At 59.3% G+C, this 18,480-nt stretch carries 20 protein-coding genes and 1 tRNA gene; 11 read left to right on the top strand and 10 right to left on the bottom strand.

Features of this window, described 5'->3' with window-relative positions:
* Positions 1–312: 312 nt before the first annotated feature.
* Positions 313–750 (bottom strand): hypothetical protein, encoded by a 438-nt coding sequence (locus ERD78_RS19440; RefSeq protein ID WP_129971556.1) that lies wholly within the window; start codon positions 748–750, stop codon positions 313–315.
* 104 nt (positions 751–854) lie between these two features.
* Between ERD78_RS19440 and ERD78_RS19435 the strand changes: the two genes are divergently transcribed.
* The 7 genes from ERD78_RS19435 (at position 855) to ERD78_RS19405 (ending at position 5,835) form a co-directional block, all read left to right on the top strand.
* On the top strand, positions 855–1,466 hold the full coding sequence (locus ERD78_RS19435) for a DUF6088 family protein (protein ID WP_129971555.1): 612 nt from the start codon (positions 855–857) through the stop codon (positions 1,464–1,466).
* Positions 1,459–2,475 carry a nucleotidyl transferase AbiEii/AbiGii toxin family protein gene (locus ERD78_RS19430; protein ID WP_129971554.1) on the top strand — a complete coding sequence of 339 codons (1,017 nt, stop codon included), beginning with the start codon at positions 1,459–1,461 and terminating at the stop codon, positions 2,473–2,475. Before ERD78_RS19435 ends, ERD78_RS19430 begins: the two co-directional genes overlap by 8 nt.
* Positions 2,476–2,740: 265 nt before the next feature.
* Positions 2,741–3,358, top strand: coding sequence for a hypothetical protein (locus ERD78_RS19425; protein ID WP_129971553.1), 618 nt, complete (start codon positions 2,741–2,743; stop codon positions 3,356–3,358).
* Between the two features lie 170 nt (positions 3,359–3,528).
* Positions 3,529–4,134 carry a 2OG-Fe(II) oxygenase gene (locus ERD78_RS19420; RefSeq protein WP_129971552.1) on the top strand — a complete coding sequence of 202 codons (606 nt, stop codon included), beginning with the start codon at positions 3,529–3,531 and terminating at the stop codon, positions 4,132–4,134.
* A gap of 148 nt (positions 4,135–4,282) precedes the next feature.
* Positions 4,283–4,951, top strand: coding sequence for a 7-cyano-7-deazaguanine/7-aminomethyl-7-deazaguanine transporter (locus ERD78_RS19415; RefSeq protein WP_129971551.1), 669 nt, complete (start codon positions 4,283–4,285; stop codon positions 4,949–4,951).
* Positions 4,948–5,661: a 7-cyano-7-deazaguanine synthase QueC gene (queC, locus tag ERD78_RS19410; protein ID WP_129971550.1), complete on the top strand. Its 714-nt coding sequence runs from the start codon at positions 4,948–4,950 to the stop codon at positions 5,659–5,661. The genes ERD78_RS19415 and queC overlap by 4 nt, the downstream gene beginning before the upstream one ends.
* A 98-nt stretch (positions 5,662–5,759) precedes the next feature.
* Positions 5,760–5,835, top strand: a tRNA-Gly gene (locus ERD78_RS19405).
* Between the two features lie 298 nt (positions 5,836–6,133).
* Here the strand turns inward: ERD78_RS19405 and ERD78_RS19400 are convergent.
* Positions 6,134–7,525, bottom strand: coding sequence for an MFS transporter (locus tag ERD78_RS19400; RefSeq protein ID WP_129971549.1), 1,392 nt, complete (start codon positions 7,523–7,525; stop codon positions 6,134–6,136).
* 101 nt (positions 7,526–7,626) lie between these two features.
* Here ERD78_RS19400 and ERD78_RS19395 point away from each other — a divergent pair, with 101 nt between their 5' ends.
* Both ERD78_RS19395 and ERD78_RS19390 read left to right on the top strand, forming a co-directional pair.
* Positions 7,627–8,337, top strand: a complete 711-nt coding sequence (locus ERD78_RS19395; protein WP_129971548.1) for an ArsR/SmtB family transcription factor — start codon at positions 7,627–7,629, stop codon at positions 8,335–8,337.
* 339 nt (positions 8,338–8,676) lie between these two features.
* Entirely contained in the window at positions 8,677–10,695 is a 2,019-nt protein-coding gene (locus tag ERD78_RS19390; RefSeq protein ID WP_129971547.1) for a DUF8189 domain-containing protein, read from the top strand.
* 145 nt (positions 10,696–10,840) lie between these two features.
* Here ERD78_RS19390 and ERD78_RS19385 read toward each other — a convergent pair whose 3' ends face one another.
* Together ERD78_RS19385 and ERD78_RS19380 are read right to left on the bottom strand one after the other, a co-directional pair.
* Positions 10,841–11,050 carry a hypothetical protein gene (locus ERD78_RS19385; RefSeq protein ID WP_129971546.1) on the bottom strand — a complete coding sequence of 70 codons (210 nt, stop codon included), beginning with the start codon at positions 11,048–11,050 and terminating at the stop codon, positions 10,841–10,843.
* Between the two features lie 113 nt (positions 11,051–11,163).
* Entirely contained in the window at positions 11,164–11,427 is a 264-nt protein-coding gene (locus tag ERD78_RS19380; RefSeq protein WP_129971545.1) for a DUF1272 domain-containing protein, read from the bottom strand.
* A 141-nt stretch (positions 11,428–11,568) separates the two neighbouring features.
* Here ERD78_RS19380 and ERD78_RS19375 point away from each other — a divergent pair, with 141 nt between their 5' ends.
* Complete coding sequence (locus tag ERD78_RS19375) at positions 11,569–11,958, top strand: VOC family protein (RefSeq protein ID WP_129971544.1); 390 nt, start codon at positions 11,569–11,571, stop codon at positions 11,956–11,958.
* Between the two features lie 72 nt (positions 11,959–12,030).
* On the opposite strand, the gene ERD78_RS19370 is transcribed toward ERD78_RS19375, so the two are convergent.
* The 6 genes from ERD78_RS19370 to ERD78_RS19345 form a co-directional block, all read right to left on the bottom strand.
* On the bottom strand, positions 12,031–13,188 hold the full coding sequence (locus ERD78_RS19370; protein WP_129971543.1) for a magnesium transporter CorA family protein: 1,158 nt from the start codon (positions 13,186–13,188) through the stop codon (positions 12,031–12,033).
* A 63-nt stretch (positions 13,189–13,251) separates the two neighbouring features.
* Positions 13,252–13,878 carry a LysE family translocator gene (locus ERD78_RS19365; RefSeq protein WP_209020041.1) on the bottom strand — a complete coding sequence of 209 codons (627 nt, stop codon included), beginning with the start codon at positions 13,876–13,878 and terminating at the stop codon, positions 13,252–13,254.
* Positions 13,879–14,065: 187 nt separating this feature from the next.
* The gene (locus tag ERD78_RS19360) at positions 14,066–14,791 is read right to left on the bottom strand and encodes an ABC transporter substrate-binding protein (protein WP_129971542.1); all 726 of its coding nucleotides are present in this window, start codon (positions 14,789–14,791) and stop codon (positions 14,066–14,068) included.
* Between the two features lie 106 nt (positions 14,792–14,897).
* Positions 14,898–15,608, bottom strand: coding sequence for an RraA family protein (locus tag ERD78_RS19355; RefSeq protein WP_245152545.1), 711 nt, complete (start codon positions 15,606–15,608; stop codon positions 14,898–14,900).
* Positions 15,609–15,646: 38 nt separating this feature from the next.
* Positions 15,647–16,363, bottom strand: a complete 717-nt coding sequence (locus ERD78_RS19350; RefSeq protein ID WP_129971540.1) for a PIG-L deacetylase family protein — start codon at positions 16,361–16,363, stop codon at positions 15,647–15,649.
* A 46-nt stretch (positions 16,364–16,409) separates the two neighbouring features.
* Entirely contained in the window at positions 16,410–17,390 is a 981-nt protein-coding gene (locus ERD78_RS19345) for a Bug family tripartite tricarboxylate transporter substrate binding protein (protein ID WP_129971539.1), read from the bottom strand.
* Positions 17,391–17,501: 111 nt separating this feature from the next.
* Here ERD78_RS19345 and ERD78_RS19340 point away from each other — a divergent pair, with 111 nt between their 5' ends.
* Entirely contained in the window at positions 17,502–18,431 is a 930-nt protein-coding gene (locus tag ERD78_RS19340; protein WP_129971538.1) for a LysR family transcriptional regulator, read from the top strand.
* The last annotated feature ends 49 nt before the right edge of the window (positions 18,432–18,480 follow it).

Genomic DNA, 18,480 nt, shown 5'->3' with positions numbered 1-18,480 from the left:
CCGACTCGTAGCTTTGCACTACGGACAGCTTGAATTGCTCATCGTACTTCGTCATGAAAAACACCCCAAAGGTTGGATCAGTGTCCAACTTTTGGGGTGCAGTTCAAAAGGCCCTTTTTTCATTCCAGCGAGCACCACGGAAATCCACCCACAGCCAGCGTTTTTGAGGCGCCAATTGAGGCACAAGAATGCGGGTGGGTCGGCTACCGGATAGTTGCTGGAGTTGAGCGGGGATTGTGACGAGCATAGGACCTAAGTCATAGCTTAAGGAGGCTCGAAATCTGAGTCGTTCGTGTTCCAGGCTTTTGACAGCTAGCCGAGTCGAAGTTCGGAAGTATCAAGTTCAAACTCGTCTTCAATGCCAAGCTTTTTTATTAGCGCCGGCAGTACTTGATGAATCACACGCATGCCAGTGAGCAGTTCGTTCATGTAGATGTCAGGATGAAGGCGGTTTTGGTCAAAGCCAAGGCTATGCGCTTCCGCAGTCCGACCTAACTCGTCGTGGGAATCGAAGACCAGATCCATCAGCTCGACTCTCAAAGGGATACCAGCACGAAATGCACGCTCCTTCAGATACGTGACCATTTTCGTGGCCTCAGACTTCACTTTGTTTTTGAAACGTGAAAAGCCGGGAATCTTGCTCTCGTCCAGGTCCAGCTTTGATGCGGCCAGACTGAGTAGTTCAGAATCAAGTTCCCAAGCTGGAGTGTCGATAAGATCAAGCTTTTCGTCATAGACCAAATCTGACACGAACGTTGCGTAAAGAACCAGGTGCCCGTATTGCCCCTGAACGAGGTGGGTGACAGATGTTAGATTTTTAACTAAAATATCTAACAATTAAGGTCAATTCAGCCATGAGCACATCCCAAGCCATCCGTGAACGCATCGCCTCGCAACCCGCAGGCGAGCCCTTCACCCCCGCATTGTTTGTGGGGCTAGGTTCGCGCGCGGCCATCGATCAGACCTTGATGCGGCTGGCCAAGGCGGGCAGTATCGAGCGCATCGGTCATGGCTTGTATCTCGTGCCCAAAACCGAACGGTTTGGCATTAAATCGATGCCCGCGCCCGAGCAGGTGGCGCGGACTGTGGCCGAGGCGGAAGGGGCGACGATCGAGATTCATGGGGCAGAAGCCGCACGGCGCCTGGGACTGTCCACGCAGATGCCGGCGCAGGCAGTTTTTCAGACCACAGGCTCCTCGCACCAGATCCGGCTCGGCAAACTGATCGTCCGACTGCAGCACGTGGCGCCGCGCAAGCTGGCGCTGGCCGGCCGTCCCGCAGGACAGGCACTGTCGGCCCTGTGGTACCTGGGGCGAAGCCAGGTCACGCCACACACGTTCAAGCAGATCGCGAAGAAACTGTCTACAGCCGAGTTCGAGACGCTGAGCAGAGCCAAGGCGTCGATGCCGGCCTGGATGGTGGAAGCCCTGACCTGCTACGAGCGAGGCGAACTGGCCCATGCCTGAATCCACGCAGCACTACTTCGATTTGTCCCTGGCCGAGCAGGCCGAGCTGTTGCATGGCCTAGCACCGGTGCTGGGCCGCCGCGCCGAAATTCTGGAAAAAGACATTTGGCTGTGCCAAGCGCTGGGCGCCCTGTTCGCGCTACCAAATCGCAAGCCGATGGCCTTCAAGGGCGGCACATCGCTGTCCAAGGTCTATCAGGCCATCGAACGTTTTTCCGAGGACATCGACGTTACCGTCGACTATCGAAGTCTGGGGACCGATGTCCCTGATCTCGTGGGCCTTTCAAACAACCAGCGAAAAAAACTGTCCAATGCGCTCAAAGAGGCTTTGGTGAAGCACGTCCTCGAGGAGCTGGTGCCGGCCCTGCGAGAAGCGCTGGCGCAAGCGCTCCCCGCGCATGAAGTCACCATCGAGGTCAGCGACGACGCGGAGAAGCTCTGGCTGTATTACCCGAGCGCGGTAGAGAACACAGACGCCTATCTGCGACCGAGCGTGCTAATCGAGTTCGGTGGACGCAATGCCACGCTGCCGCAGGACTCCGTGACGATCATGCCGGATGTGGCTGCGCACGTGCCAGAGCTGGTGTTCCCATGTGCCCGGGTGGCTGTGCTGTCGCCGACGCGCACATTCTGGGAAAAAGCCACGCTGATCCATGTCGAGTGCCATCGTCCCGACCTGCGCGTCGGCGCAGAGCGACTGTCCCGGCATTGGTACGACCTGGCGCGTCTGGCTGATCACGAGGTCGGGCGCAAGGCGCTAGCCGATACCGAGCTGCTGCGCGATGTGCTGCACATCAAAGAGACCTTCTACCGCAGCGGGTTCAGCCACTACGAACTGTGCCAGGTGGGTGGCCTGCGGCTGATTCCCGATGCCGCGCTGCTCCGTACGCTGCAGCAGGACTACCAGGCCATGCTGGGCGCCCAGATGTTCTACGGCAAGACCATGACTTTCGATCACATTGTCGAGCGTTTGTCCGCATTGGAGAGGGAAATCAATCGTCAAGGATGAGCCGCGGCTGGCGGCCGATAGATAGACGCCCGTTGGATGTCCTTGAAAGTCGATGGACAGTTTTATCGTCGAGGGCGAAAAATAGGGCTACAATTAAGGCCTTCGCTGACCATCCCAGCGGAGAAAGTGATTGGGAAACAACCACTTAAGGCACTAGGTCGAGCCTCGTTTCCCGCTCCAGAATATAAAAATGGCCCAAACCCTGGTTTGGGCCATTTGTTTTGTGCGCCGGCAATCGCGGCTGCACGGCATGGGAACAGTGGCAATGGACACCGCATTAATCCTGTTGATGATCCTCGCAGTATGGCAGGCGCTACGCGTGCATTATCAGCGCACGCACATTGCTCTGCTGGGACGTCACCTGGCCAGCCTGCAGCTCGAGCGCCACATGGAGACGCTGACGCAGGGTTATGTTCGCGCCATCCATGAGGAAGCTGAAGCGCGCCAGATCCAGGTGCTGGAAAACTTCGCCCAGGCCGAACGCGCAGTGGCCGCACAAGTACGGACGCTGGCCGAGGCCATGCAAAAGGAAAGCGTCCAGGCTGCCAGCATGGGCGCACTTGCGTTTTGCATTCCTTATGCCGAACGCTTTCTTCCCGCGATAACGCGAGACTTCCGCGCATTGCTGCACATCCATGCGGCCGGCCTGCGGCACGCGGTGGACAACGAAAATCAGTGGGATGCAAAAAAGCGCGCCTATCACATCTCGGCAGAACTGTACCTGCTGCAGCATAGCTGCCATTGGTTCTGCAAATCGCGCATCGTCGCCGACGCGCGATTGATGCGGCGCCATCAAGTCAATCATCAGAAAGTGCTGGACTCCGTTTCCCCAACGACCCGTTCCGCCTATCTGCAGTGGATGCGGGGCGGCGGGCAGCGCTAAACATTGCGGCGCTCCAGCAACGAAAGAACAAAAACCAGTGGCGCCGGCCGCAGCCCCGCCAGTAAAATCCTTCTCCCATTTGCCTTCCACGACAGCAGGATGCCGGCACTCGCCCCTTTCCGGGATCGCTTGCACAATCTGTCGGCCAGTGCGCCCGGAGCGCACTCTCCATGCATGACAACGACATTATTCTGCAGGGCCTGGCCGAGCAAGGCTGGATCATGCTGGACAGCCACCTGCCCCAGCCTCTGGTTTCCCAGTTGCACGAGGCAGCTGTCGATGCCTGGGCGCGCGGGGAATTTCGCCCGGCCCAAGTGGGAGCGACGAGCCAGCCAGTGCACAGGCCGTCCATACGTGGCGACACCATCCTGTGGCTGGATGAGTCCAAAGCCGCGCCCCCCTGCCGTACATTCCTCCAATGGGCGCATGCCCTGCAGCAGTACCTGAATCGCAATTTGTTCCTGGGCCTGAAGCGCGCCGAGTTCCATTTCGCACGCTATGATGCGGGCTTCGGCTATCAGAAGCACTTCGATCAGCATCGAGGGCAGGCTTTCCGGCAGATATCGCTGACGCTTTACCTGAACCCCAGCTGGGACGCGAGCGGCGGCGGCGACCTCGTACTCTATGATCCACAGGATGCAGCGCATGAAATACAGCGCATACAACCCCACTTTGGCCGCATGGTGTTATTTCGCAGCGCGTTGATACCCCATGCGGTGCTGCCTTGCACCCGTCCCCGCTGGAGCTTGACGGGGTGGATGCGAAACGATGCCTAGACTCGGCAAGAGCCGCCGAATAACTTCGCAGTCTCTACCATGATCCATGGCCGGTAGCGGATACCGCCCGATTTGCGGTTCAGCGTACAATGTCCGCTCGCATTTCTCTCAATGGGTTCCCTAACCCCATTCATCAAAAAGGCGCATCATGACTCCAACCTCCGTTCTGCAGTCGCGAACTTCGTCCTCCCTCGCCCTGCTGGTGGCGTTTCACATACTTGTCATCATCTCCAGCAACTACCTGGTCCAGTTGCCCATCGACCTGTTGGGCTTTCACAGTACCTGGGGTGCCTTCAGCTTTCCCTTTATTTTTCTGGCCACCGATCTCACCGTGCGACTGATCGGCAAGCCGGCGGCGCGTATTGTGATCACCAAGGCCATGGTGCCGGCACTGGTCGCTTCCTATATCGTCTCAGTGTTGTTTCACGACGGAGGATTCAACGGCTTTGGCGCCCTGAGCGATTTCAACAGCTTTGTGTTCCGCATTGCCTTCGCCAGCTTCGCCGCCTATGTGCTGGGCCAATTGCTGGACGTGCAGGTATTCGATCGTATGCGCCGCAACCATATCCAGTGGTGGATAGCACCGGCGGCATCTTCCCTATTCGGGCAGGCGCTGGACACCATTGCCTTCTTCAGTATCGCCTTCTGGCGCAGCGACAACCCCTTCATGGCCGAGCACTGGCCAGAGATAGCGCTGGTTGACTACGTCATCAAGCTGGCTGTCAGCCTGCTGCTGTTCGTGCCCATGTACGGTATTGCCCTGAATGCCATCATTCGGATCATGAAACGGCGCGACGCCCAGTTGGCTGGCGCATGACCGCGGCCCGGCAGCACCGCCGCGCACTGGTTCTGTTCTCCGGCGGCCAAGACTCCACCACCTGTCTTGCCTGGGCATTGACACAGTTCAACCACGTCGAAACCCTAGGCTTCGATTACGGCCAGCGCCATCGATCGGAACTGGAATGCCGCCTTATATTGCGCCGTCGAATTGCAGAACTGCATACCGATTGGGCGTGCCATCTTGGCGAGAACCATCTGCTGGATGTAAATACGCTGGCGCAACTTGGCTCTTCAGCCATGACCGACGAGGTGGCGATAGCGATGCAGGCCGATGGCCTGCCCAACACTTTTGTGCCGGGCCGCAATCTGCTTTTTTTCACGCTGGCGGCCGCGCTGGCCTACCGGCGCGGGCTGAATGTGCTTGTGGGCGGCATGTCGCAAACCGACTACTCTGGCTATCCCGACTGTCGCGACAATACCCTCAAGGCCCTGCAAGTGGCGCTGAGCCTGGGCGTGGATCGCCCGCTGACTCTGGAAACCCCGTTGATGTGGCTGGACAAGGCCGATACCTGGCGACTGGCGGAACAACTGGGAGGCAAGGCCCTGGTGGATCTGATACGCACGGAAACCCACACCTGCTATCTGAACCGTCGCGACACCCTGCATGCCTGGGGCTATGGCTGCGGCCAATGCCCCGCGTGCACCCTGCGCGCCCAGGGCTACCAGCAATGGGCAACAGAGCCTTGATTTCCCAAACCACGGAAAAACTGCTATGATCCCGTTCTTTCCTGCTTGGCACACTACGATGAGCGGGAAAAAACGTGCCAATCAGCGCACGGCAAAATGCGGGAATAGCTCAGTTGGTAGAGCGCAACCTTGCCAAGGTTGAGGTCGCGAGTTCGAGACTCGTTTCCCGCTCCAAGAATTTTAAAAAGGCTCAAACTTCGGTTCGGGCCTTTTTATTTTTCAAACCAGCTGCGATTCATTGAACACAAGCTCCAATTAGAAGCCCTTACAGGTCTTCTAATCACGGGATCCTCGCACCAGGTCCAGCTGGGCAAATCAATCAGCAAGGACGATCAGCATCTCGCAACTGATGGTGCTATTAACACGGGTCAGCTACCCCAGGTAGAAAACACGGATACCTACCTGCAACCTCGCATTCTGCTGGAATTCGGCGAATGCAATGCCGCACTGTCGCAGGCCAAGGCCGGCGCCGCTAGCAGGACAGTGCGCGCCAAGCATAAGCGGCGCATCCCAACTGCATAGCGCCACCCATCAGCATGGCAACGCTCAAACCACTATCACCGCCCTGTGCCATGTCGAATAGGGCGCCTAGCGCCGCCACGCCAAAAGCCGCTCCCGCCATGCGAGCCACGTTAATCAAAGCGCTGGCAGTCCCTGATCGCGCAGCGGTCACGGCGCCCACAGCCGACCCCATCAATGGCCCTGTGGCCAGACCCATACCGATGCCGGTCAGCGCCAAGCCGGCCTCCTGCATGACGATCGACGGCTCATGCGCCTCAGCGCCGATGAGTATAAGTCCGGCGCCGATGACGGCGACGCCGCCGGCCGAAACGATGCGTGTGCCATAGCGCTCAGCCAGCCTGCCGGAGAACGGCGAAACCACAACGAACACCAGGGCCATCGGCATCAAGGCAATGCCCGCCCCCAAAACACTGAATCGGCCGGTTTCCTGCCAGGCGAGCGGCAGTAGAAACAGCACGCCATACATGCCGAAGGTCATGCCGGCCGTCGCCGTCGTCGCCCCGCGAAAAGTCCGGGAACGAAAGATATCCAACGGCACCAGCGCAGCCGATCCGCGATGCGCCTCCACACGTACAAACAGTAGCAGTGCCAGAACGGCGGCAGCCAAGGCGACCACGGCCATGCTGGGCATCCGATGCGACTGAATGGCGGCCAGAACCAGGCCGCCAAGAGCCAAAGCGCCAAATAGCTGCGCAGCGCCATCAAAGTGCCGTCCCTGCGGATCCGAAGATTCTGGAATGGACGCGATTGCCATGACGGCTGCCGCCGCACTGACCGGCACGACAACGAGAAAAATGCTCCGCCAACCGAAATGTTCGATCAACACACCACCAAGCGTCGGACCGATCGCCATGGCCACGCCATTGCATGCCGCCCATATGCCCAAGGCTCTGCCACGCTCGATCGGATCGCACCAGATCACACGAATGATGGCCAGCGAGGCGGGTACAAGCAAAGCCGCTCCCAACCCGGCTACCGCCCTCCCCCCGACCAAGATCGCAGCAGAAGGCGCGACCGCGCATAGTAGCGACGCCGCTGTGAAAATAGCGGCTCCGATCACGAAGACGCGGCGCCTTCCGTAAATATCAGCCACCAGGCCACCCGTCAGCAGCAGCACGGCATAGACGAGGTTGTAGCTGTCCAGCACCCATTGCAGGGCACGCATGCCCACGCCAAGATCATCTCCGATGCTGCGCATCGCCAGATTCACCACAGCGGTATCGACCTGCGCCACCAGCACGGCCAGGCAAAGCGCCGTCAGCGCAAGGATACGCCGGCGCCTCGGCTCCGGGGAGTCTATCGTTAAAATATGATTAAGTTGGATGGGTGGTTTCGGCTGCATGAAATGCAGCGTATCAAAGGCATATGGCCCAATGCTTCGACACATGCCGAATCGTGGAAGCGCAAGACGAGTTAGCATCGTCTTCATACAGGGAGATTGCCATGTCCACCTTTTCCAATGTCTCAAAAACCGCTTTTCTGATCGCCGATCCTAGCCGGGCTACCATTCTCATGGAGCTGGCGGACGGACGCGCGCTGCCGGCGGGCGAGCTAGCCCGCGCCTCGGGCGTGACAGCGCAGACTGCCAGTGCGCACCTCGCCAAGCTCCTCGACGGCGGTCTGATATCCGTCGAGACCCAGGGGCGGCACCGCTATTACCGGCTATCGGACAGCCACGTCGCCCAGACCCTGGAACACCTTGCAGCCATTGGGCCCATCGCCAAAGGGCGGCCTAGGGCGTTCAGTCCTCAGCACAAGCAACTTGCGTTCTGCCGACGCTGCTACGACCACCTGGCAGGGAAAGTGGGCGTGACCATGACGCATGCCATGCAAGCCCGAGACTACATCCGCCCAGCAGAGGACAAACAATACATCGTGACTGCCGCCGGTGCGCAATGGCTGAGCGGCATTGGCGTGGACATCGAAATGATCGCGCCGAGCCGCCGCGGCCTGGCCCGGCAATGCCTGGATTGGACGGAGCGCACTCATCACTTGGCAGGCCCTCTCGGAACGCGCTTGATGGCCGCCTTGTGCGAGCAGGGCTGGCTTCGAATATCCGACTCGACCCGCGTTGTCGTTGTCACTCCCAAAGGATGGATGGCACTCCAGCGCACTTTGGGCATGACGAAAGAAGGCGTTGCCAAACCTGCATAGCCTGTTCTTTTCCTCGTGCCCTGCGAGGACACATGGCGACGCCAACGCCGTGATGCGCATCACGACACTGCCATCTGTACATTATGCGGGCACATACTTTTGGCAGCGCAGTGAAACCCCGCTTGATCCAAGCCGCAGCGAAAGAAGAGAAAAAGAAGCCTCTTGTCCCTGCAGGCTCTCGGTATAAACCCTCGCCATCGGGTCAATCCGGACCCGCCCAAAGATGGATATACTCAGCTTCGCGACAAAATCAAAATGTGCGTCGCCGGTGCCCTGGATCGCGCAGCTCCCGCCACGGCCCCCGAGCACGCACCGGATAAAAGCTTTAGTCCATATATCATGCGCCGTTCATCGGCATACATACTGCAAATAATTTGCCAGGCGCTTTTCGCCACATTTACCTGGACGGCCCCGGGCATCACCAATGCAGCCGGCGCCGCGCCACCGGATTTTTCTTTGGCCGAGTGCCATGGCATACGGGATCTGGCGTTCGTGGCCCATCTTGATGACGACCTGCTCTTCATGAATCCGGATATTGCCTCAAACATCCAGGCTGGTGGCTGCGTTCGGATCGTTTATCTGACAGCCAGTGAGCGTGGTGAAGGCGAGAAGTACATGCTGGGCCGTGAGCGTGGCGTGCGAGCTGCCTACGCCTATATGGCCCGGCAGCCCGACACCTGGACGGAAGGCACCGTGGGAGTAGGCGCCTATCATCTGGCGCGCTTTACGCTACAAGGCAATCCGCGCATTCAATTGCTGCATATGCGTCTGAAGGATCCCTGGCTGGGCAAGGGCTGGGGCAGTCTGACGCCATTGAGTCGCGCCGAATCAGTGCCAGGCGCAACAGCTGCTACCCTGGGTTCCTACCATGAGGTGTACACGCGTCGGGACCTCGTGGCGACGATTGCCAGCATTATCCAGGATTACCAGCCCACGACCGTCCGCCACCTGGACGACACGATAGACATACCTTATACCCAACTCTGCTGGCGCTGTACCGGTCATGGCCATCCTGACCATATCGCCAGCGCACGCCTGGTGCGCGATGCGCTGAAGCAGGCACAAGGCAATTTCGCAGAAACCGGGTACGTGGCATATCCAAGCCAGGAGCGCCAGACAAACCTGAATGTGTCGGAAATTGCAAGCAAGTCTGAGATTTTCCGGCGTTATGCCTGGAACGACTATCGATATTGCTCGGGACCGCAAAATTGCCAGGAGCCTGCGGGTCCCGCGGCCTCCTGGGTGCAACGGTCATACTATGTGTCACGCCGCAATGTGGCGCCCGAGCTGTTCATCGACAAACGCACTGGCCTCATGTTGCTTGCAACCGGCGAAGACAATGACGCCGTGAATTTCTGGAGCAGCCAAAACCATAAATGGAAAACCTTGGGTGGCAGGACGGCGGGGCCCCTGGTGTCATTTTCCTATCCGGATGGCAGCGCTGGCGTGTTCGCACGCGATACATTGGGCGGTCTTTGGGCCAACAAACAGGATCAAGGCAACGCATGGCAAGGTTGGCAGGCCTTGGCCGGAAAGCGTTTCTCCCGCATACCGGCCATTACGGCGCACGCCCCCCTGGCGGCGGTTGCCATGGGCAACGACGGCCAATACTATTGGGCTGAGCCCGATGGCATTGGGGGAAGCTGGACGCCCTGGCAAGCGCTGCCTCGCCTGCCCCTTGCGCGAGACAATGCCGTGATCGCTTCAGCGGCCAATGGCAGGCTTATTGCCTTCGCCATAGACCGCAATGGACAGGCCTGGTTTACGCTTCAGCATGCCGCAAGCAGCAATCGCTGGTCGTCCTGGCAACCACTGGATACGCCAGTCAGCAGCGGCGGTCTGGCTGTCATCCGCACTGCACGCAATCAGATCGTCCTGTACTTGCGAAAACGCGACAATAACCACCTCTTGCGTGTTCCGTCCTGGATCGTCCCGGCGGGTGCGGAACAGTCAGGCGAAACATTACGGTCACAGCCGGCTGCCGACATGGGGTTGGCTTATGTCGGCAAGCCCGCCCTAGCACTGAATGCCATGGGCGACGAAACGGTGGCTTTGCTGGAGCAGCCCGCCGGCGGGTTGTGGCTGCTTGAGGACGGCAAGGCCAACAAGCTGGCCGATCACGCAGCGTCCCTGCCCTCCCTGCGCTTTGTTGGCGACACCCTCTATGTCGTGGCGCGCAGCGCGGGGCAGATACAGTCTTATGAGGTGTTATCGCGCAGCAAAGGCATCTGGGGTGTTGTCGCGCGAATTGCCGAGTTGCCGGCTGGCGGTGGCGGACCTTTTGGTCAGATCGCAGCGGCGGCGACCGACGCCTTGGTTTCAGCCCATCTGCCTGGTCAAGCGGGCATATTGCCCTGACTGGGGCGAACCCAACCTCTACATATAAAACGCCCCGAGTCTGTGGCAGGCATCCGGCTGAACCCATCTTGGGGATTCAGCCCGAATGTCCATTCACAGACCCGGGGCGTTGCGGGCAGCGCCTGCAGCCCGCACAAATGGGGTTTTAATGCTTGGCGGAGGCCTCGCCCTGGCTGCGGGCCTTGGCCAGATCTGCCATGTAGCCAGCCAAGGCGCGATCGGCCTTGTTTACAGCGGAGAGAAAGGCCTTGGCCGCCAAGGCGGCGCGCGTGCCAGCCGAATGACGGCGTACGGCCCTGGAGGCGACCGAGCTGACCGGGGCGTTGCCTGCGAGTGCCAGTTTGATGTTTGCCATGTTCAGAACCTATGCGTTGTGTTGATCGACATAGGTATTATAGGGTAAACCCTAGTCTGATTGCAAGGGTTTACCCTAATATTGCCTCGCATGCCTGAATCTGTGGTTTTCTGTCACGCTTGGGACGCGGGAGCCGCGCCAAGGCAGCCGTGCTCCTTGACCACCCGCTGCGTGGAAGCGGGATATTTATGCAGCAGCCGCGCGGGCCTGATGGGCCTGGGAACGAGGTTGCCGCCACAATTGGGGCAAGTGCCGGCGAGGACATCCTCGACACAGCTCACGCAGAACGTGCATTCAAAGGTACAGATGCGCGCATCCGGGCTTGAAGGTGGAAGGTCGCGATCACAGCATTCACAGTTCGGGCGTAGCGAGAGCATGCGTGATGACTCCTGAAAAGAGAGTTGGTTACCAGGGCGCCGTCACCGCCGTGAGTGCCCTGCCCCTCCTGTTTTACACTATTTGCTCCGATCATTGCGAGCAGCGGTAATCAGCCACTTTGTCCCAGACAAGGAGACACAATGCACATCGATCATCTTGATCACCTCGTTCTCACGACCACAGACCCGCAGTCCTGCATTGATTTCTATACGAGAGTCATGGGCATGAGCCTGGAGACATTCGGCAACGGCCGCCAAGCCTTCCGTTTCGGGAACCAGAAAATCAATCTGCACGTACGGGGCAGGGAGTTCGAGCCCAAGGCCCATCTCCCGGTGCCAGGCGCACTGGATCTGTGCTTCATCGCCGTCGAACCATTGGACGAAGTCATTGCGCATCTGCGGCAGAGCAACTGGCCCATTATTGAGGGGCCGGTGGCACGCACTGGCGCCACAGGAAAGATACGCTCGGTTTATCTCCGCGATCCCGATCTGAATCTGATTGAAATTTCTGAATACCCGTCTGGCGGCTAAACCATCCGCCGGAACACCCGAGCATACCCGCCCACAACGGGCCAATCCGCAATACGCTGATTCGCGGCCGGTTCAATCCAATTTGCTTGAAGACAAATAGCGTTTGCGTGCAAAAAATGCGACAAGCGTGATGGCGATCAGCAGCATGACGGCCAGCGTGCCCCAGAATCCCAACTTGGTGTGCAGCCACGGCGTGAACTGGAAGTTCATACCAAATATGCCCGCGATGAGGTTGAGCGGCAGAAAGATTGCGGTGATGGCCGTCAGCATGCGCATGACGTCGTTTGTGCGATTGTTCTGAATATTGAAGTGAATCTGTATCGCAGTTTCCGCGCTGCGCTCCAACTGGCGTACATGGTGCGAAACGCGCTCGATGTGTTCCAGGATATCCCGGCTGCGTACCAGCAGTTGATCGTGCTCGTGCTGGGCATCAGGCGTGTCCGGCGCCGGTAGGTCCTCCAGTACATCCATCCATCTGTCCAAGGCATTGTGTTGATCCTCGCAGATATCGTACAGATGATGCAGCGATTGTCTGGCCTTCAATAATCCGTCCCAATTGTCGAAGTAGATATTGGGGCGAAGCAGGCGCTGCTGCCAATGATCCAACTGGCGCGTCATGGTTTTGCGAAGGTCGAGGTAGGCATCGACCATCTGGCTCACAATGCGCAGCATGAGTTCCGCGGGCGCATCGGGCAAGCGTGTGGGGCCCGACGGTGCCGCACCGGCCGCTTCCAGCTCACGTGAAGCCAGCTGGTCCAGCCTTCGGCTGTATGCCTCGAGCACGCTGCAGCCTGGAGGATGAACGCTCAACAGCACCTTCTCGAATACGACGAAACCCACAGGCAGGGTCTGGGCCTTGCGTGCCGCCGGCAGAGGATTGGATTTCGAGGCACTACGGTCGTTCTTCGCGTTCGCGGCCGGCGCCGCATCTGTTCCCGTTTCGAACTGATTGTCGGCCAGGCGCCGAAATACCAGCATCTCGTAACGAGAGGTGAAGTCGAACTGCGAAGGCGAATTGGCGTTGAGAAGATCGGACACATGCAGTTCGAGCAGACGCCCGCCGGTCCATCTTGCCAGCAGCCCTTGGACCACATCGGGCTCACGCGAGAATGTATCGCGATCGCAGGCCATCCAGATGAATCCGTCCTGCGGCATGGATTCAGGCGGCTCATCAAGCGTCTCTATGGTTTTTCTTTCAGGACGAATCAGAATGATGCGTGCGCTGCTCATCGGATATCCCCAGACTGGCGTCAACCCTTATGATAGCCAATTGCTTCGCGTCTGGCGCTGCGTTCAGGCACTCAATTCATCGAATAGCAGCCATAAGGCCGTGGCGGCCAGCAAACCGGCCATGGCGAGGTTGAATGCCTGCAGCGCCCAAGGCCGGTGCAGCCAGCGCCGCAGCGTGTCTCCGCCCCACGTCCAGAGCGCAACCGACGGTAGCCCGGCAACGATGCCTAGCAGCGCGATATGCATGGCCGCGGGCAAGCGCCCATGGATCGGCAGGAACAAAATGATGGTATTGAGTACCATGACCCATGCCTTGGGGTTGGCATATTGGAACAACATGGCTTCAAAGAAGCTGACTGGCTTGAGCACCCTCGCACTGCCTGGAGCCGAGGCCCTGGCCAGCTTCCAGGACAGCCAAATGAGATAGGCGCAGCCCACCACGGCAAGCGGCGTGCGCACGGCGGCCAACCAGCCTGCTGCGCCCGATAGCAGCAGCACACACAGCAGAAACTGGACGGCGTTTCCGGTACAGATTCCTGTCATGTGCGGAATAGTGCGCCGAAACCCGAAATTGACGCCGGATGCCGTGACCATGATGTTGTTGGGGCCGGGCGTGATGCTCATGACGAGCAGGTAGCTGAAAAGCGGAACGATATCCATGAAACCAATGCCGGATGTGGGGGCAGCCATGCCGCCATGGCTGCCGTGCGCTTATGATAGGTTGTGTGCGAGAATGGGTACAGAGGCAATTTTCCGTATTTTCAATGGGTACAGTGGCCTGAATACCGTCACCGCCGCCTACCGGTAGCCGCAATGTCGGCGGCGGGGCCGCACGCAGGCCCGCCCCGTCGTAGCACGCAGAAAGAGATGCCGCGGATCAGGCAGCGGGAGCGACCGACGCGCCTTGTATGCCGTGGCGTCGCAAAGCATCAGCCACGAAGCCGCTGGTCTTCTGCTGTTCCACAAACTGCGCGAGAAAGGCAGCTGCTTGAGCCGATCGTGGCTTGGGCATTCCCATCGCCTGCTGTATGACCATGAAGCGTCCCGGCAAGAGGCGTTGCCCGCCCACGCGCGCCGCGTCGGCCTCAAGCTGCTGCTTGACACCTGCTGCAACATCCAGGCCCTGGGCCAGATAGGTATCGACCACGGCAGGTGACGTTGGCGCCCGCACTATCTCGGCATGTTTAAGTTCACGGGTCAGGTACAGATCATATGCACTGCCCTTGCCCACGGCTACGCGCGTACCCTGCCTGTCCACCTCGCTATTGTCTTGCAGCGGCGAGCCCTCCGCCACCAGGTAGGCTCCTTCGATCAGGACATAAGGCGCGGTGAAGTTGATACCCGCGCCGCGCACCGGATCCACGGCAAAAAAACCAATGTCCGCATCTTCATTCGTTACCGCCTCCACCGATTTTCCCGCGCTGTCGAATACGACAAACTCCAGATCGGCCTCCAGGACCTGCGCCAGCGCCCGCGCCATATCCACGGACACCCCGCCCGGTTCGCCGCCCTCCTTGCGATGAGCGAGTATGGGATTGCCCACGTTGATTGATGCACGCAAAACACCGGTGGGCGTGAATGCCTGCCTGATCTGTTTGTCCATGAAAGCCGCTCCTTGTCCGCGGAAATTGGGTAAGCCTCCAGTTTTAACACCGAACCAGGGTCTGGGCATGTGCGGCTCTGCCACAGCAAGGCTCGCCGCGCAATAATCAACCCAGGCGGTTCGCCTGGAACTGGCTGATCAGACTCTGCAGACTGGCGTTGGCCGGCAGTGCGCCGGCTGACTTCAGTGCGCCTTCAAGCCAGCCGTAAACCAGCCTGCCTTCGGCGATATCCTGCATGCGGCGCTGTTCGGATCTGATCTTTTCCTCGGCCGCGTCCAGCAGGCCGGCGGCGTCCTGCCGGGGTATCACGACAATGCCGTCATCGTCGCCCACCACCAGATCGCCCGGTGCCACGCTCACGCCACCCACGGATATCGGGTGGCCTATTCGCCCGCCCTGGGTGCGCGTCGGGCCATTGGGATTGAACGTGCAGGCAAACACCGGTATGCCGCCTTTGCGCAGTGTATCCACATCGCGCACAGCACCGTCGATGACAACACCGCCAATGCCCGCCGCGGCGGCGTGCGCACACATGAGTTCGCCCATGAGCGCATGAGCCGTATCGTTCTTGCCGTCGATGACGAGGATATCGCCAGGCTGCGCAAGAACCAGGGCCGCATGTATCATGAGGTTGTCGCCTGGCCGCACTTCAACCGTGAATGCCGCACCGCCCAGGCGCATATCGGGGGCAAGCGCGCGGATGCGCCCGTCCAGCGCGCCACGGCGGCCCGAGACATCGGCCAGAATCGACGCGGGTATCTTGGCGCAGCGCGAGACTGTCGCACTATCTATACGGGTGTACTGGCTGTTGATCATGCTCGCTCCCATTTGCGCCCATTTGCTTCAATTGCATCTCAAAGGAAATCGTCGGTCACCCGCGGGTAGACGCATTGGTAGGCTTCCGCATATTTGATTTTCCTGCCTGAATTGCGAGCCGCCTGTGCCCCGCGCTGCAAGCCTGTACGCGTATAGTATTCCCAGAGATGTTCCTGGGCCTGCATGGTCTGAAAAGCCCGATACTTCTTGTCCCAGACAGATGATATATCCAGGAACAGTTGAGGCTTCCATTCGCACTGTTCCGGCTGGTGCGGTTCAAACAAATAGACCGGTGGCGCGGCCAGCACCTGCTCTCCCGGCAAATGGCCATGGGCCTGGGCTATGACCCGGGCTTCCATAGCAAGACGATTGGCAAGCGGATGATCGAAGTTATAGGGATCCTGGAATGAATGCGTCAGGACGAACTCGGGCTGGAGACGGCGATATTGTGCGGTGATGTCCAGCAGGCGCTCGTCACTCACCCGCAAGGGATAATCGCCGCAATCCATGAAGGAAATCGTCGCACCGAGTATTTCCGCGGCCTGCTCGGCCTCGCTTCTGCGCGCCGCCTTGACCTGCCCCAATATCATGCCTGGCTGCTTCCAGAGCTTGGCCGATTCTCCCCGTTCGCCAAAAGACAGGCACAGAACATGGATATGCCAGCCACGCTCCGCGTAAAGGGCAATGGCGCCGCCCGCACGCCAGACGAAGTCGGCAGAATGGGCGCTGACAACCAACGCATTTCTTTGTGTCATGTTCTCGTATTCCACTTCCAGTTTAATCACACAGTCCGCCCGCAAATCAGTCGGCCTTGATATGCGCTTCCTTGATGACCTGGGTCAACTTGTCTCTTTCCCGGCTCACGAAAGCCTGAAACTGCGCCGGCGTGCCTGGTTGCTCTTTCGCGCCCAATTGCGCCAGGCGAGCCTGCACGTCGGCATTCTTCAAGGCGGCGTCCAAAGATGCATTCAGTTTCTGGACAACCGCGGCAGGCGTACCGGCTGGCGCGACGATGCCCCACCAGACCGTTGCCTCCAAGTCCCCCAGGCCCTGTGCCTTGGCAGTCGGCAGATCGGGCAGAAGCGGCGTGCCGTCTGTATTGAGCACGGCCAGGGCCCGCAGCTTGCCGGCCTTGATATGGGAAATAACCTCGAGCGGATTGATAGCCATGAAGGAAATGCGACCGCCCAGCAGATCGGTGATTGCTGGCGCACCGCCCTTGTAGGGTACGTGCAGCGCCTTGAAATGGCCGGACCGGAGCAGCAGCTCACTGGCCATATGCCCGGAACTTCCTACCCCCGCCGTGCCGAACGTAAGATCCTTGGGATGCTTGCGCCCATAATCAACCAGATCCTTCAAGGTCTTGAAGGGAGAATCTTCGTTCACCACCACCACCAAGGGGGCCTCTCCGATCTTGCCCACCGGCGCAAAGGCTGTTGCAGGATCAAAATTCAGCTTGGAGTACAGCGCCTTATTGGTGGCCAGCGTGTTGGATGCCGTGTAAAGCGTATAGCCGTCCGGCTTGGCATGCGCCGCATAACTCATGCCGATGTTGGTGCCCGCGCCGGGGCGATTGTCCACGACAAAGGGTTGACCAAGCGCTTCTGACATGTGGCTCGTGACCAGGCGTGTCACGATGTCCACGCCGCCGCCGGGCGAATAGGGGACCACGATGGTAATGGGGCGATCCGGATACTGACCGGCTGCGAAGGCAGGCAGTGCTATCGCCATGCAGGCCACGGCGGCCAGTCTTGACGCGATGCGCCACGGGGAATAAGTCATTGTGCTGTCTCCTGGTTCATTTAAGGATGATGCAGCCATCATTGTCTTTGTGCTTACTTATACAGTCCAATACTATTAAAATCTCATATTTATTCGATATCGAGATAAGTAATGGATTTCAGGCAGCTCAATTATTTTGTTGCCGTAGCCCAGGAATTGAGCTTCAGCGGTGCCGCAAAGAAGCTGCACATCAGCCAGCCGCCCCTCAGCCAGCAAATCAAGCTGCTTGAGGAGGATCTGGGTGTGCAATTGTTCGAGCGTACGCGCCGCGTCGTGAAGCTCACGCATGCGGGCGCCCTGTTCCTGGAACGTGCAACGGAAATCCTGGCGCAATATGCGCATGCCAGGGCACTGTGCGCCTGGACAAAGGACGGGCAAGCCGGCATGCTGCGCATAGCCTTTACGGCTTCGGTACCCATGTTTGACGCCTTCCCACACATACTGCAGGGTTTTCGCGGCCGGTATCCGCGCATCGAGCTGGCCTTGCGGCATCTCTCAACGGGCGAACAGCTGCAGGCGCTGAGTTCCGGCGACATAGACGTTGGCTTCCTGCGCCCGTCATCCAGTTTCAAGGCGCCACCCACCCTGGAAACCACAGATCTTTGGCGGGATGAGCTCGTATTGGCCGTCGCCCAGCACCATCCGCTGGCAAGCGCCACACGGCGCATCAGGCTGGAACAGCTGGCTCGCGAAGACTTTATTCTTTTCCCGCAGGCTTCGGGCTGCGGACTGTTCGAACACATCACCACACTTACCGCCCAGGCAGGCTTCACACCCACCATTGTGCAGGAGGTTCAGGAAAACAGTACCACCTTGGCATTGGTGGCTGCAGGTTTGGGCGTCTCGATCGTGCCCAGCATCTACAGCCAAACCAAGCCACCCGGCGTAGTGTTCAAGCGCCTGCAGGGTGACGCCACGTCGTCACGCATCGTCATGGCGGCATCCACGGCGCACAGGCTGGTGAATATGTCGCTGCCTCACTTCCTGCGCCACGTACAGGCAGCAAGGCAGAATCCGCGGCATTCGAACAAGCCATCATGAATGTATTGACGCAACGGCGGCACGGTTCCACAATCCTTGGCAATGCGTC

The sequence above is a fragment of the Allopusillimonas soli genome, from assembly GCF_004153445.1.
Taxonomy (GTDB): domain Bacteria; phylum Pseudomonadota; class Gammaproteobacteria; order Burkholderiales; family Burkholderiaceae_B; genus Allopusillimonas; species Allopusillimonas soli.
The sequence above is the reverse complement of the archived record's forward strand: the minus strand, read 5'-3'. Positions and strand labels throughout refer to the sequence as shown.